At 60.6% G+C, this 13,610-nt stretch carries 12 protein-coding genes; 2 read left to right on the forward strand and 10 right to left on the reverse strand.

The genetic code is table 11. The features are described from left to right. Positions 1-52: 52 nt before the first annotated feature. Positions 53-2,122 carry a PTS sugar transporter subunit IIC/EAL domain-containing protein gene (locus PSEBG33_RS12035; protein ID WP_005788763.1) on the reverse strand — a complete coding sequence of 690 codons (2,070 nt, stop codon included), beginning with the start codon at positions 2,120-2,122 and terminating at the stop codon, positions 53-55. A 343-nt stretch (positions 2,123-2,465) separates the two neighbouring features. Here PSEBG33_RS12035 and PSEBG33_RS12030 point away from each other — a divergent pair, with 343 nt between their 5' ends. Together PSEBG33_RS12030 and PSEBG33_RS12025 are read left to right on the forward strand one after the other, a co-directional pair. Next, positions 2,466-2,720, forward strand: coding sequence for a hypothetical protein (locus PSEBG33_RS12030; protein ID WP_228309798.1), 255 nt, complete (start codon positions 2,466-2,468; stop codon positions 2,718-2,720). Positions 2,721-2,730: 10 nt separating this feature from the next. Then, positions 2,731-3,060, forward strand: a complete 330-nt coding sequence (locus PSEBG33_RS12025) for a DUF6388 family protein (protein ID WP_005788766.1) — start codon at positions 2,731-2,733, stop codon at positions 3,058-3,060. An 8-nt stretch (positions 3,061-3,068) separates the two neighbouring features. Here PSEBG33_RS12025 and PSEBG33_RS12020 read toward each other — a convergent pair whose 3' ends face one another. The 9 genes from PSEBG33_RS12020 to PSEBG33_RS11985 are packed head-to-tail and all read right to left on the reverse strand — an operon-like array spanning position 3,069 to position 13,603. Next, a complete protein-coding gene (locus PSEBG33_RS12020; RefSeq protein WP_005788768.1) occupies positions 3,069-3,911 on the reverse strand; it encodes a serine/threonine-protein kinase in 843 nt (280 codons plus the stop codon). Further along, positions 3,908-4,639: a PP2C family protein-serine/threonine phosphatase gene (locus tag PSEBG33_RS12015; protein WP_005788769.1), complete on the reverse strand. Its 732-nt coding sequence runs from the start codon at positions 4,637-4,639 to the stop codon at positions 3,908-3,910. The genes PSEBG33_RS12020 and PSEBG33_RS12015 overlap by 4 nt, the downstream gene beginning before the upstream one ends. Next, positions 4,636-8,004, reverse strand: coding sequence for a type VI secretion system membrane subunit TssM (gene tssM, locus PSEBG33_RS12010; protein WP_005788770.1), 3,369 nt, complete (start codon positions 8,002-8,004; stop codon positions 4,636-4,638). Before tssM ends, PSEBG33_RS12015 begins: the two co-directional genes overlap by 4 nt. A gap of 16 nt (positions 8,005-8,020) precedes the next feature. After that, positions 8,021-8,881, reverse strand: a complete 861-nt coding sequence (icmH, locus tag PSEBG33_RS12005; protein ID WP_005788772.1) for a type IVB secretion system protein IcmH/DotU — start codon at positions 8,879-8,881, stop codon at positions 8,021-8,023. 5 nt (positions 8,882-8,886) lie between these two features. Beyond that, entirely contained in the window at positions 8,887-10,215 is a 1,329-nt protein-coding gene (gene tssK, locus PSEBG33_RS12000) for a type VI secretion system baseplate subunit TssK (RefSeq protein WP_005788773.1), read from the reverse strand. 1 nt (position 10,216) lies between these two features. Further along, positions 10,217-10,702 carry a type VI secretion system lipoprotein TssJ gene (gene tssJ / locus PSEBG33_RS11995; RefSeq protein ID WP_005788774.1) on the reverse strand — a complete coding sequence of 162 codons (486 nt, stop codon included), beginning with the start codon at positions 10,700-10,702 and terminating at the stop codon, positions 10,217-10,219. 5 nt (positions 10,703-10,707) lie between these two features. After that, positions 10,708-11,904 carry a type VI secretion system-associated FHA domain protein TagH gene (gene tagH, locus PSEBG33_RS11990; RefSeq protein ID WP_032803580.1) on the reverse strand — a complete coding sequence of 399 codons (1,197 nt, stop codon included), beginning with the start codon at positions 11,902-11,904 and terminating at the stop codon, positions 10,708-10,710. Positions 11,905-11,915: 11 nt separating this feature from the next. Further along, a complete protein-coding gene (locus PSEBG33_RS28805) occupies positions 11,916-12,047 on the reverse strand; it encodes a hypothetical protein (RefSeq protein WP_005788777.1) in 132 nt (43 codons plus the stop codon). Positions 12,048-12,082: 35 nt separating this feature from the next. Beyond that, positions 12,083-13,603, reverse strand: a complete 1,521-nt coding sequence (locus PSEBG33_RS11985; RefSeq protein ID WP_005788779.1) for a sigma-54-dependent Fis family transcriptional regulator — start codon at positions 13,601-13,603, stop codon at positions 12,083-12,085. Positions 13,604-13,610 lie beyond the last annotated feature (7 nt).

The following is a 13,610-nucleotide window of genomic DNA, read 5'->3' on the forward strand; positions in this document are numbered from 1 at the left end:
GCCGAGTGCTGGGGCAAGAGCGTCTGGCTATCCGGTCGTCCCCACCGCCGGATCAAACCACCGCCGCCCGCTCGCGCACAAAGCGCGGCAACTGATCACCCGGCAATGCCTTGCTGAAATACCACCCCTGGATAAACAACTCAGGTCCCGTACTCAAGAACGCCAGTTGCTCGGCAGTCTCCACCCCCTCCACTACCACGCCCAGGTTCAACGCCTCACAAAACCGCAACATGCCGGTCAGCACCTGGGCGCCCTTGGGGTCGCGCTGGGCCACCACAAAACTGCGGTCGATCTTGATAAAGTCCACAGGAAACTGGTGCAGGTAACTCAACGCGGAAAACCCGGTGCCAAAATCATCGAGATACACTTTTGCTCCGGTGGCCTGCAGTTTATGGATGGTTTGGCGGGCGGCGGGAATATCGCTGACCAGCGCATCTTCGGTGATTTCCACCGACACTCGGCCATCGGCCTGGGCAAGAATTTCTACCAGGCGATCACCATAGGCGGCGTCCTTCAAGGTGGCACTGGAAATGTTGATGGTCATGGGCAGTTCAAAGCCGATCTTGCGCCACTTCTGATACTGGCGCACGGCCTGGGACGCCACCCACACGTCCACGTCCGGCATCAGCCTGGCTTGCGCCAGCCATTGCAGGAACTCCCAGGGTGAATGCACCGTGCCGTGGCTGTCCCGGGCGCGCATCAATGCCTCGCACCCGGTGCACAAGCCGGTACGGGTAGACACCTGGGGTTGGAATTCAAGGTAGAACTCGTAATCGCTGATCTGCTGGATCCGGCTCAATTCAACGGCCTGCCGCGCCAGGGTCCGGTGGGAGGCCATTACCGGGTCGAACTCCAGCAGGCGGCCTTTTTCTTCGAGGCCGCGAAAGGTCATGTCCAGAGACTTGAGGTAAACCGTGCCACCGTCGATGGACTGACGATGAATGGCCCGCACGTAGGGCGCATACACCAGCGTGCCCAAGCCCAACAGCAACACTTGCAGGGCCACAGCCGCCACGTCGCCATGGGTGCTGAGGTAGGCATTGAGCAGCACCGGCGCGGTAAACGGCACGCTGGCCACCGCCGGCGAGACCCAGCCCAATTGCACCACCGTCAATGCCACCATCGCGTTGAACGCCGGCACCAGTAGAAACGGTATGAACAAACGCGGGTTGAGGATGATCGGCAAGCCAAACAACAGCACCTCGCTGACGTTGAATAACGACAACGGCAAGCTGGCGATCGCCAGCAACCGCATGGAGTGGCTGCGGGAGAACACCAGGATCGCCAGCAGCAGGCACAAGGTAGCGCCCGATCCGCCGATAAACGCAAAACTGCCGAGCAGGCCGTTATTGAGCAGGTATTGGACCGGCTGCCCCGCCGCCAGCGCCGCACCATTAAGCACCACGGCCTGGTCCAGTACATCGAACAACGGCTGCATGGCATAGACGCCGTGAATGCCGAAGAACCACAGCAGCGAATTCATCAGCGTTACAAACAACCCAGTGCTGTAAGGCGATTGCAACGCATCGAGCACCCGGGGCCCCTGCAATTGCGCCACGTAGGGAATCAGCAACAGCAACGTCAGTATCATCACCAGTGACAACGCCGTGATCGCGCCAGGGATCACCATGTTGATGGTGCCCTTGAGGTTATGCCCAACCAGGTCTTCGTTGACCAGGCGTGTCCAGCGAAAACGGTGCAGCCAGGCAATGGCCGGCACATTGATCAAGGGCGAAGCGATGGCAATAAACAGCAGGAAGGTGGCCGACGCCCGGGGATACTCGCGCAATACGAACGTGGCAACCACCACGTGGGCCAGGCACAGGAAGGCGACCGGCAGCTGGGGCAGGCGATGCTGGATCGCCAACATGTAACCGATGGAGGCCGCAACCAGCAAGGGAATCACCGAGCTGATCTGGTTGTGCAACCCCGCCAGGAAACTCACTACCGGGGGGGCGAACCCCAACGCCTGGGCGCACTCGGACAGGATCAGGAATCCGGCGGATACCAACAGACACGGCAGTATCCACAACAACCCCTCGCGAATCGCACGCAACGACTCGGTGCTGGCCAAGGCCGCCAGGCGCTGGGTAAGGAAAAGTTTGAACAGCGTTTGCGCCATGAGCCGTCCTCTGCCCGTCACCTATTGCCGCTGGAAGCCAGGGCCGGAAACACACGCTAACGCTACACGCCCTGAGAGCAGGAGCGAAAGACTTTTGCCAGCCCGTACCGCGCTTCTTGGGATAAAACGCACGATAGCTGCACTTATTTCCCACCGAATTATCGAACTTTCTGACTTGAAGCAACCCCTAAGGCTATCTGAGTCGGTATCATCCGCGTCTGTCTGCGTGTTAAAGGATGTTACAACTTGCAAACCAGCAGGTACGCAGTCAGGGAATCAGGCCTGGAACGACAACAGGCACAAAGGAGAGAGCTTCATTATGCAAGACAAGCGGTCAAGCAACATGCGTCCCCTATTTGTCACCATTTTGCTGTGGTTGTGCAGTGTGGTGCTGCTGTTTGTAATCAAGAATGTCATTGAGCTGTTCACCGGGCCAGTCGCTGAAACCTGGGTTGACCTGGCATTGGTGCTAGTCGCTTACCTGATGTTCTTCTTGCTGGCGCCGTTGCAGAACTGGATGCGACGCAGAGCCCGAAAACGTGCGCGCCTTCACCCCAGCGCGCACTCAGGCGATTCCAAGTCCCGTCCTTCGCACTAAGGGCATGTCTTTGTCAGCACCCAGCGATACTTACCAGCTTGCCTTGGACAGGTTTTTGCGCGATCAGCCACATATCGCCGCTGAGCTGGACAGCCTCAACCCGTTGGCCGCCCAGGCCAGGGGGGAAACCCTGGCGCAGTATCGCGCCGAGCGCTTGCACGAAGCGTTCGAAGCCCACGCGGAGCAGCGACATCTGTTCGCCTGGGAACTGACCCTTGAACTAACGGCCGACTCCACCGAAACCTTCGAGGCCCAGCGCCGCGAAGTGCATAAAGAAGTCGCACAGATGGCCGGCATGGACTGGGTGGAGTATTGCCAGCTGCATGGCCTGGCGGTCTGACCTTTACCCTACAAGTACCAGCGTGGCCGGCTGCAGGCCATCACTTCGCGCAATTCGGCGAGTGTTACCGTTCGACGCTGCGGATCTATCGCCAACGCCGAATGTAATGCCGGCCAGCAGTGCCTGGGTAATTGCGCGGGCCGGGCCAGCCGGTCAGTGAAAGAGCGTGCGCCGATGCGCTGACCACTAGCCAGCTCATACACAATGCAGGCCATGCCGTATACCTCCGCAGCGCCGCTCAGCGCACCGCCGTCCAGTAATTCCGGGGCCGCGTAGGCGGGTGTCCAGGCATTGAAACGAGTACGGCTGACACTTGGCAAGCCCATCGCCTCGTGCGCCTGAGCATGCCCCAGGCCAAAATCGAACAAACATACGCCCTCCTCTCCCACCATGACGTTGGCGGGTTTCACATCGCCATGCAGGACGTTCTTCTGGTGGATGTAGGCCAAAGCATCAAGCAACTGCAGAGCGATGGGTTGCAGTTCCTGCCAGGGCAAACCATAGGGGCACTCCAGCAGCAGCCGGTCGAGGGTCACCCCTTGCAGCAGCTCCATGGTGAAAAACGCAATTTTGCTGTGGGTGTCGACCTCAAAGGAAAACACCCGTACCACACGGTCGTGCCGCAGGCTGCGGGCCAACGCAAACTCGCCGTACAACAGCACATGCGCGTCGGGGCACTGGGAAATGGACTCGCCCAGCAGCTTAAGTGCCACCCTGGAGCAAGGCTGGCCCAATTGCTCATGCAGCAGATCGCGCGCGCGGTACACCACGCCCATGCCGCCGCTGCCCAGGACGTGCTCAAGGTGATAACGCCCTGCCAGCAGACGGGATGGTGCAACCGTCAGGTTCAAGGTTGCACCACAACTGCGGTCAGGTCATCTCGCACCGGCCTGCGCAACGCCCCGGCGAATAATTGTTCCACCGCCTGCCGGGGCGTTCTCCTGCTCAACGCCCGTCCCACCTCGACATGGCTGAGGGTCTGATACAGGCCATCGCTGCACAACAGGAATACATCCCCAGGGCGAGTACTGAGCTCCAATACCTCAAGGTCCAAACGCGAGCGCGCACCAACGGCGCGGGTCAAGGCCCTGGCATCGGGGTGCGCCTGGGCTTGCGCCACGCTGATATGACGCTCGTCCATCAGGCGCCGCAGCAGCGAGTGATCCTTGGATAACTGGTAGAGGTTCTGGCCCCGCCATAGATAGCAGCGACTGTCTCCGGCCCAGACACAGGCTGCCCGACCGTTCTCCAACAGCAAGGCCACCACGGTACTGCCCATCGTCGCGCCATCATTTGAGTCGGGCTCTGTCCACGCACGCCGCAATCGCTGGTTAACGCCTTGCAAACTTTCCCGAACGGTATTGATCCGTTGATGGAGGTTGCCATGAGCCGACACTGAAGCCAGGTGGCTGACCACCCAATGACTGGCGACATCACCGTGCCGATAGCCGCCCATTCCGTCCGCCACAGCCCAGCAACCGCCATGCGGGTTGTCCAGAAACGCATCTTCATTACGCAGTCGCGCCTGCCCTCGCTGGGTGCGCCCGGCACTGCGCCAATGGGCGCCGGCCTGGCTCACAGTTGCTCCGGCAATCGAAAGGTGCGCCATGTGTCCATATCAAACGGCCCTGGCGTGCGCTGGCTGGTCAGCAGGTAATTGGCGCGCAGACCGGCGAGGTCTGCCTTGAAAATCTGCATATTTGCACCACTTGCGGGTTCTTTCTGCAGCAGATCGAAAAACCGGAACAGCGACCAGGCCCCTGCGTTTTTCTCGATGCCCAACGGGCGCTGCTCTGTACCTCTGTCCAGCACAAGGCTGCTGCGCCCATTCTCTGCCTCGGTGGGCCAATGAAACGCCATGGGCGTGATCGGGCCGTGCCGATATTCCAACTGCTGGTCGCCAAACCGCAGTACGGCTCGGCTGACCGATTGGTCCAGGCTGTAGGGCGCCAAGGTAAATCGCACAGACAACTCCCCCGAGTCCTCGCTGAAAAAGCCGCGGCGGATTACCTGGGTTTTCGTCAGTTGGTCCAGCAGCGAGCGCGAAACCGGCAAACTCTGGCCATCCAACCCACGCAACCTGTAACGGCTGCCATCGGCGCTGATGAAAGGCCGAAGATATCCCTCATAAAAACGCGCCATCACCCCCTGCGGCTTGAAGAACTCCTGAAAATCATGCAGCGCAACATCACTGCTTGCATGGGCATTGAATGGATAACGTCGGCGAAGGGCCTTGGCATAAAGGCTATGTACGTCGCCCTGATACCGTTGGTTGACATGCACATACGCCTGCTCCAGCAAATGCCGCCAACTGTCGTCGGCCACGCCCTCGAACCAACCGGCAAGCGGCAGCGGCAGACGCGCAGCAGCATCACGCAAATTGCCCAGTACATCCTGCTGCCCCTCCATACGCTGTCGAGCACGCAGGAAGGCCGCCTGCTCCGGCGCGCTGTCACGGTTCAATGCCGTGAGTTGCAGGTGCAGCTCACCGAGCAAACGCAACGCCTGGGCCAGCTCTGCGCCGGGGTTGTGCTGCTCATCGAGCAACTGATGCAAGGGTTCAAACCGCTGCTGCAATGCCCGCCGTGGCGCATCGTCAAAAACCGACTGCCCATCCGTCAACGTCGCCTTGGCCAGCCCTGCCAGCTCTCCCGAATGCTGGGACACCTTATCCAGCAGCACATGGCCTGGCAGCAAACGAGTGTTTTCCCGCAACTGCTGCAATAGCCGAATCAACGGGGACTGTGCCGAGGTCAGGCTCATGAGCTGGTCGGCATCCTGGCGCAGGCTGTCGGTCTGTTGCAGCCTGACTCGTCCGAGTACGTCGCTCCAGGCATCGGCATACTCACTGAAGTAGCGTTGCTGCAGTTCTGCCATCAACCGCCGCAGATCCTGTGGCCCCAGGTCGGTGCCCTGCCCCAGCACCCAATTATCCTGAGCGATGGCATTGACCAACCTCGGGCCCTGCGCCTCAAAGTACTGCACATATCTTTTTGTATAGAAACCGGGAACAGGCGGGTCGATCGTGGCAAATACCTTACCCTCGGCCAGGCGCAATGGTTCCAGGTTGCGCGCTTGTTCGCGCAATACTCGATACACGCCATCGGCCAACGATTCCCCCCTCAGCACTTCGCGGGCCTGGGCCACTCGCTCATCGTTGAGCGGTGTGACAAACGGCCGTTCAAGCAGCCGCGCCAAGTGCTCCCCCAGACGCTTCTGCGTGGGCATATCCCCGGCAAAACGCACCGACCAAAGGCCTGTCACATGCTGTGCCAGCCAGGTCGCGTCACGGCGCTCGCGCAGATTGAGCATCAAATACGCACGCAGGTTATCCAATAACCGTTCGCGGTCCCCCAGGCTTGCCTCTATCTGTTCTTCAAGCTGCGCGGTTATCCAGACCAGCAGTTGCTGTTGCAGCGCCTGCTCATAAGCCTGGTCTACCCAGGGACGACTCACCTCGCCCTGATACAGGCCGAGGCGCTCGACCAGGCGCACATCCTGCGCCGCCGGAAACACCCGGGTCGCCGCCAACCGCGCATCCAACAGCCCCAACAACGCCGGGCTTTCATCGCTTTGAGCCCCTGCGGCCGGCGCCGTCTGGGCGACCAATGCCGCCAGTTGGACCAGGCGTTGCTGGTTGACGCTGTAGCTGTACATCCACAGACCGCTGACCCCGCCAAGAATCAGCGCGACTGTCATCGCTTGCAGGCCCTGGCGCTGACGGATGCGCCGCTGCTCCTGGGCTTGCAGGCTGGCAAGACCGGCTTCGGCAAAGATCACCTGGCTGAACAGCCCCCTCACAAAACGTACATGCCTGTCATCGGCACAGGTCAGGAAGAACCCTCGCAAACCATTGATGGGTTGGTAGCGATGAGCAGAAAAGGCCATTTCAGCGAACAGGCTTACACGCTCACCGACGCGTGCCGCCTGCTGGGGAAACTCCAGGATCTGACCACGACGTTCAACGTTGCCCTCCTGGTGCAGTCGCGCAATCAGCTCACCGTTCAAACGCTGCAATAATCCCTCGACGGCCTCGTGAACCTGGGTATTTTCAGGCATGCCGCTGCCGACATCCAGTGGCTGCCCCAGCAGGCTGTCGGCACCTTCCCCATGGGGTGAATCAAAGAACTCAGCGAATCCGGGCAATCGATCCGCCTGGGTCAAGACCAGATAGATCGGCACATCCACATGTAGTGTTTGCTGGATCTCCTGCAAGCGCGCGTGCACACGACGGGCATGGTGATCCAGGTCGTACTCGCTGGTGTTGAGCAACGTGTCTACCGACAGAGCCACTACCACGCCGTTGAGCGGGCGCACCCGGCGGCGCCACCTGAGGAGATTCAGCAGAGTGGCCCAGCCTGCGGCATCCACTGCACTGTCAGGCTGGGTCAGATAGCGCCCCGGGGTGTCGACGAGTACGCCTTCGTCGGCGAAATACCACTCGCAATGAGCACTGCTGCTCGTCGGTCGCCTGTCAGCGTGTTCAGGCGATAACTGCAAGCCGGCTGCCGCCAGCAGCTGCGTCTTGCCACTGCCCGGCTCACCCATCAACAGGTACCAGGGCAACTCATGGCGCCAACGCGCGCTGCGCTCTCCATAACGGCTGGAGGTTTTCAGCAGGTGAACCGCATCCTTGAACCGAGTGCGTACGCAGCGGTATTCGTTCTCCACCCGTGTCGACGGCTGCTGGCGGGGCTGGCGCTCAGACCGTGGACGCCGGGCGGCACGACCACCGCGGGCAAGGGCCATCACCAACCCCCAAAGCAGGAACACGACGCTGATGGTGACCAGGCGAGACGTCGCGCCCTGCCAAACAGGCTGATCATTCACCGCCAACAGCGGCCCCCAAAACCACACCACTGCCGCACACGAAAGCGCCAGCAACATGCTCCAAACCCAAAACCGGCCCAGCACGGCGCCCACACCCTTGAAGAATGCGCTCATTCTTTGCTCCCTGCGTTTACAAGGACGTGCGGATCAAATCCGACGCCGAAAATTGAAGCGGTTGCAGCGCGTTCGCGCGCTCCGTGCTCAGCACCCAGGCAAATCCTGTGTACATTGCCAGCAAGCAAACCAGGGTGAAGATGACTAACCAGGTAACGGGAACAACGCACAACCCCGTACGCCGGCTCGCCCCGTGCATCGCGGGCACGGGTGGCGCCGGCGACGGCTCCCCGCGTACGTGCCGGATCTGGCGATACAAGGCATCGCGAACACCTTCCAGTTGCGACATGCCGCGCTCCATCACTCGGTATTTGCCCTCGAACCCCAGGGATAGGCACAGGTAAAGCAGCTCCAGCATCGGCAGGTGCTTCACCGGGTCGCGTGATAGACGCTCCAGCAGTTGGAAAACTTTTTCGCCGCCGAAAGTTTCGTTATGAAAGCGGCTCAACAGGCTCACCTTCGACCATTCACTCTGTGCCCCCCACGCCGTAGTAACAACCGCCTCATCGATCACACTGCACAACACATAACGCGCCGACATGACTTGGCTGCTTTCAACACCGCCCTGCAAGGCGCGGGTTTCGAATTGAGTCACCGCCAATGACAATCGGTCGTTGAGCGTGCCCAGGTCTTCGCGACCAGAGCAGACCCTGAGCGCCACGATCTCGGACAACACCGCCCAAGCCGCAGCCACCAGCGGGTTGAGCCCGGCCTTGAAGCTCGACGCATCGAGCATACGGCCGGCATAGATCATGCGATCTTCCAGCTGCTCATAGCGTGGCGGCGATGGGAAGTCCGTCAATGGCCCCTGTGCAGGCCCATGACCCTCACGGTCGAGCAGGACGGTTCTTTCATCCTGTGTGTACTCACTGTCCATGGCATTCAATTCCTGATGGCCCAAAAGTTGAGTTCAAGCCCGGCGAAGTCACCGCCTACGTGGAACGCGAAACCGCCCGACTGCTGCAATTGCGCGATCTCGGGGGCACTCATATCGAGGATGAAATAGGTCTTGCCGGCATGAAACGGAATCTGCCGCGGCGCCACTGGCAGCGGCTTGACCTTGATACCGGCCAGGTGCAGGTTGACCAACTCACGTATGCGCTCTACCGGCCCGACTTTCAGGTGGGCCGGCAGGCGCTGGCGCAGTTCCTCTGCCTCACACTGCGCGGTGGCTGCCAGGATGAACGTGGCCGTGCCGAGCAATTTCAACTCGCTGACCGGGCAGACCAGAACGCCGTACTGGCGTGGTTGCAATGTCAATTCGATCGCATGTTGCTCAAGCACCACCGACAGGACGGCGCGTACGCGCTCCATCAGCCCACGAAAACTGGCGCCCTGGTCGCTGTGTCGATAATGCACGTCCAGCTGCGCGCGTTTACTGTCACAGGCGAACGTTGATAGCTCGCCGAGCATCGACACCAACAGGCGGAACAGCGCTTCAGGCCGAACCTGGGCCTGGCTCAGGCAGTGCCGCAGCGCGAGTTCGGTACGATTGATCACCTGCAGCATCAGGAAATCACCGAGTTGTGTGCTTGCAGCCGTGCTCTCGCCACGAATGCGCGCCGCGATGGCATCGCCACGGCTGGCAAGCAGACCGACGACTTCGTTAAGGCACGACGCCAAGTAGCCATGCTCCTGCACGAAAATGAAGGTCGGAATGAACGCGTTATCCAGGCTCACGCCCCCTTCACCGCTGACATCCAGTACCTGGGCAACCTTGAGTTTGACGAAGCTCTGATCACCCGTTTGCTCGCCCAATACAAGGCGTAAGTCGGGCCGTGCGCAGCTGATTCGGCAACGCGCATCTACACCCAGGTTGGAGTCTCCCACTTCCACTTCGCATCGCAGGTAACGCGCCAGAACATCGCTCTGTTCAGGCTGGCGAACCTCAAGGTGATTGCCGCTGGCCAGGGGCAGTGCCAGGTAAATGCCCTGCCTTCCCGCATCAGTTGGCACCTGCAACACCAGCGGTTCCATAGCGGTACTCAAATCAAACAAGCTCCCGTCCGGCAAGACGCCACTTGCCTGGTTGACCACCAGCTTGCCCAGCTTTAGGTATTGCTCATTCAACTCCAGGGTAAGGAAGCCCCAGGCATCACTGCCCAACAAGCGCGTCTGGTTGAGTTGCTGTTGGTAATAGCGGTCGTTGTGCTGCAAGTGCTGTGGCCGCAGCAACATGCCTTCTTGCCAGATCACTTTATGAACAGGCATCTCAGCGCACCTCCATCACGGCGAGCGAGTCGACAACGCGTATGCCGTCCTGGTCCAGCACCAGATCGGCACGGTTGCGCTGGTGCAGAGTCACGGGGATCAACTGCCGCCATTGAACGTGCGGCAAGTCTCGGTAAGCCGCCAACACCCCCACAAAACGACTGTCGGGACCGATACGGAGTTTGAGCGCCAGGCGGTCACCTGGACGCAGCTCGACTTCTTCACTGCTTACCCAGTCCTTTGCCAGCAATTGCTGCGCCTTGTCATACAGGCTGAAGAAGTCGGCATGTTCGAAGGCGACGCCATGGCGCAGTTCGATCAACTGCACCACCACGGGAGAGGGGCGACCGTGCAGGTCGGGGTTGACGTGCTCGTTGGCGGTCAACACCACGTCCAGCTTGGTCAGCGTGGAAAAAGGCGATACGGCGCTGCAACCCGCCAGGAAACCAGACAAAAGCAACACCAAAGCGCGGGTGGCTCGATACATGAATATCATCCTGAAAAATCAATGTGCAGGGAGGAGATCAGGCGCACCTGTTCTTCATAGGCCGTGGCAAAATCGCCGTTCAACGGGTGATCGTTCAACGGCCCTTGCGCCACCAAACGCTGGTAGTGACGCTGGTAAGCACGCCAACGCGCCCCATCGGTAAAAAATCTTGGCGGCTTGCCCTGAGACTCAAAGCACCAGGCCAAATGGTTCGGCTCGAAGGCCGTGTACACCTTATTCACGGTGCTGCGACAGGCAGCCTGCAGCGCGACCTGATGTACCTGCAGCTCCCGATGAGCCTGACCAATGGCCCGCAAGGCGGGCATTTGGCCCAAAGCCTCTGTATCCAGCAGTGCGGATAACGCCGCGTTGGTATCACTGAACATTTTCAAGGGGTTCCGGGCTGCGCCCTGACTGTCGAACGACGGCCTCCCCCATTCGTGATGCAACTCTTCACGCGTGCGCAGAGCTTGTTGCAGCCCCTGGATCGTCAAGCGAAACAAGCCCGCCACCTTGATCGCCAGCACCTCCCTGGCCGCTGGGTCGAGTGCGTCGAGCCCCACGCCCAAGGCCGCCGCGAACTGTGACCAGAACACTTCATCAGTCGAGGGTGCCATTGCACTAACGTGCACTGCAGCAGCGTCTACCCCGGGTTCTGCCCGGCGCGGGAATGTCACATGCTCCCTATCGGTCCCGTGGCGTTCGGCCCACACCCCTTGCTCATCAACGGCCTCGCTCAATGCTGCCAGGTCATCCGAGATGGCCTGCTGCTGGTGCTCCAGGTCCAGCGCGTGCAGAGGGTACAGGGACAGGAAGGCATCATCGGGAATCGGTACTGCCGCACTGGCACGCAGCTCGCCGCAAGGTCGTGCGGGTTGCAACAAACGCGCACGTAGCGCCAACGCCCCAAGTTCGAATACATCGCCATCATTGATCAATCGCGCCTGCCCCTTGCGCAGGCGTTCAGCACTGCCTGCCACGCCAATACCGTTACGGCTGATATCAGTCAGGAAATAGCGGCCCTCACGGTAACCGACTAATCCATGGTGACTGGAGAGCACGCGGCTGGGGTCGGGTATCACCCAGTCACATCCGGGGCCGCGGCCAATCACGCCGCCCACCGCGTCAAATACTTTGTGGGCCGAGGGTTCGGCGCTGGCGCTGTCGACCGCACAGACCTCAAACACAAGCTGCATCGTCATGATCCCTCTATTCATCGGCCACGAGTAATTGCCTGTGGGTCACCCAGAGGACGGTACTCGGTATCATCGAACACGTAGTTGGCGTTACAGCCACCCAGCAAACACAACACAAGCAACACGGCGTGCCATGGACGGTCAGGCATCAGGTTTCTCCCACAGTAAAAATCAAGTGCGCCATTCAGCATTTCTCCCTGGCATCGCCGACGGGGATATTCAAGCGTGCAAGGCGGTAAAGCAGCGTGCGTCGGGCAACCCCTAGCTCCCGCGCGGTACGGGTGCGATTGCCATGGTTCTTGTGCAAGCAATCGAGCAGGAACACTCGCTCTACTCGTTCCATGCGCTGGCGCAGCGTCACATCGTCGCTCGCGGCCGGCGCCGCAGTCGGTGGCAGCGCCAGGTGTTCCGGCAAGATCACGTCGGCGTCACACAACAACACGGCACGCTCAACCATGCATTTAAGCTCGCGTACGTTGCCGGGAAAGGCGTGGCCGGAGAGTTGATCAAGGGCCAGGGTGGACCAACCCACGGGTGACCTCTCCAGCGCCGCGCACGCCTCGTCAGTGAAATAGCGCGCCAGTTGCAGCAGGTCGCCGTCTCGCTCGCGCAGGGCCGGTAACGTGATCGGGAACTGCACGAGCCGGTAATAGAGGTCTTCGCGAAAGCGCCCCTCGGCGACCATCGCAGCGAGGTCGCGATGAGTCGCCGCAATGATCCGCACGTCGACCTTATGCGCCGCGCTGGCACCCAGCGGCCGGACCTCGCCCTCCTGCAAAACCCGCAGCAATTTGGCTTGCAGTGCCAGCGGCATGTCGCCGATTTCATCCAGCAGCAACGTACCGCCGTGCGCGGTATCAAACAGGCCCGCATGATTGCGCTCGGCCCCCGTGAACGCACCTTTGCGATAACCGAAGAGCTCGCTCTCAAGCAGCCCTTCAGGGAACGCCGCGCAGTTCTGTACCACGAAGGCTTTCTCCCGGCGCGGGCCGGCCGCATGAATGGCCCGAGCTACCACTTCCTTGCCGGTACCGGTCTCGCCGCACAGCAGTACGGTGTACGGGGTATGCAGGACTTTACTGATCAAATGGCACGTCTGCTTCATCGCCGCACTGGAGCCAATCAATCCGTACTCCCTGGCCAACGGCTTGTTGCACCTGAGCCTTGAATCAACGTTGGGCTGCATACTGCGCAGTACCAGCAGCTGGTTCACGGCGAAGCTGCCCAACTGCGCCAGGGAGGTGGCGTAGCCTTGCAACTGGGCCGGCTGTTGCCGAGCGCACAGCAGCACACCGGCGACCCGCTCACCACGATTGAGCAATGGCACGCTCAACAGCGCCCGCCAGGGCTTCACCGGTACGGGCAGGAAATGAACGTCATGGCAACTGCTCTGCACATCTTCCAGGCTCAGGACAGCGCCTTGGCTCAAGGCATGGTTCAACAGGGGTGGAGGGTGCAGATCAGAATCTGCGACCATCGATGCCCCCTCGGACAAATGCTGGGCAATCAGTTCAAGGCGACCGGTCACTTCATTGAACAGGTAAAACTGGCTGAGTTCGCACTGGCTCAGTTGTGCCACACCGGCGACGAGCGCGTCAGGCAGCGCCTGTTCATCACGGTACAACGCCAGGCGTGTAAAGCAGGCGGCCAGCGCATTGGCGTATACCAGTGGGTCGGACAATTCGCCTGGCAGGTCCACATTCATCATGATC

Origin of the sequence: Pseudomonas synxantha BG33R (genome assembly GCF_000263715.2) — a bacterium.
Classification (GTDB): domain Bacteria; phylum Pseudomonadota; class Gammaproteobacteria; order Pseudomonadales; family Pseudomonadaceae; genus Aquipseudomonas; species Aquipseudomonas synxantha_A.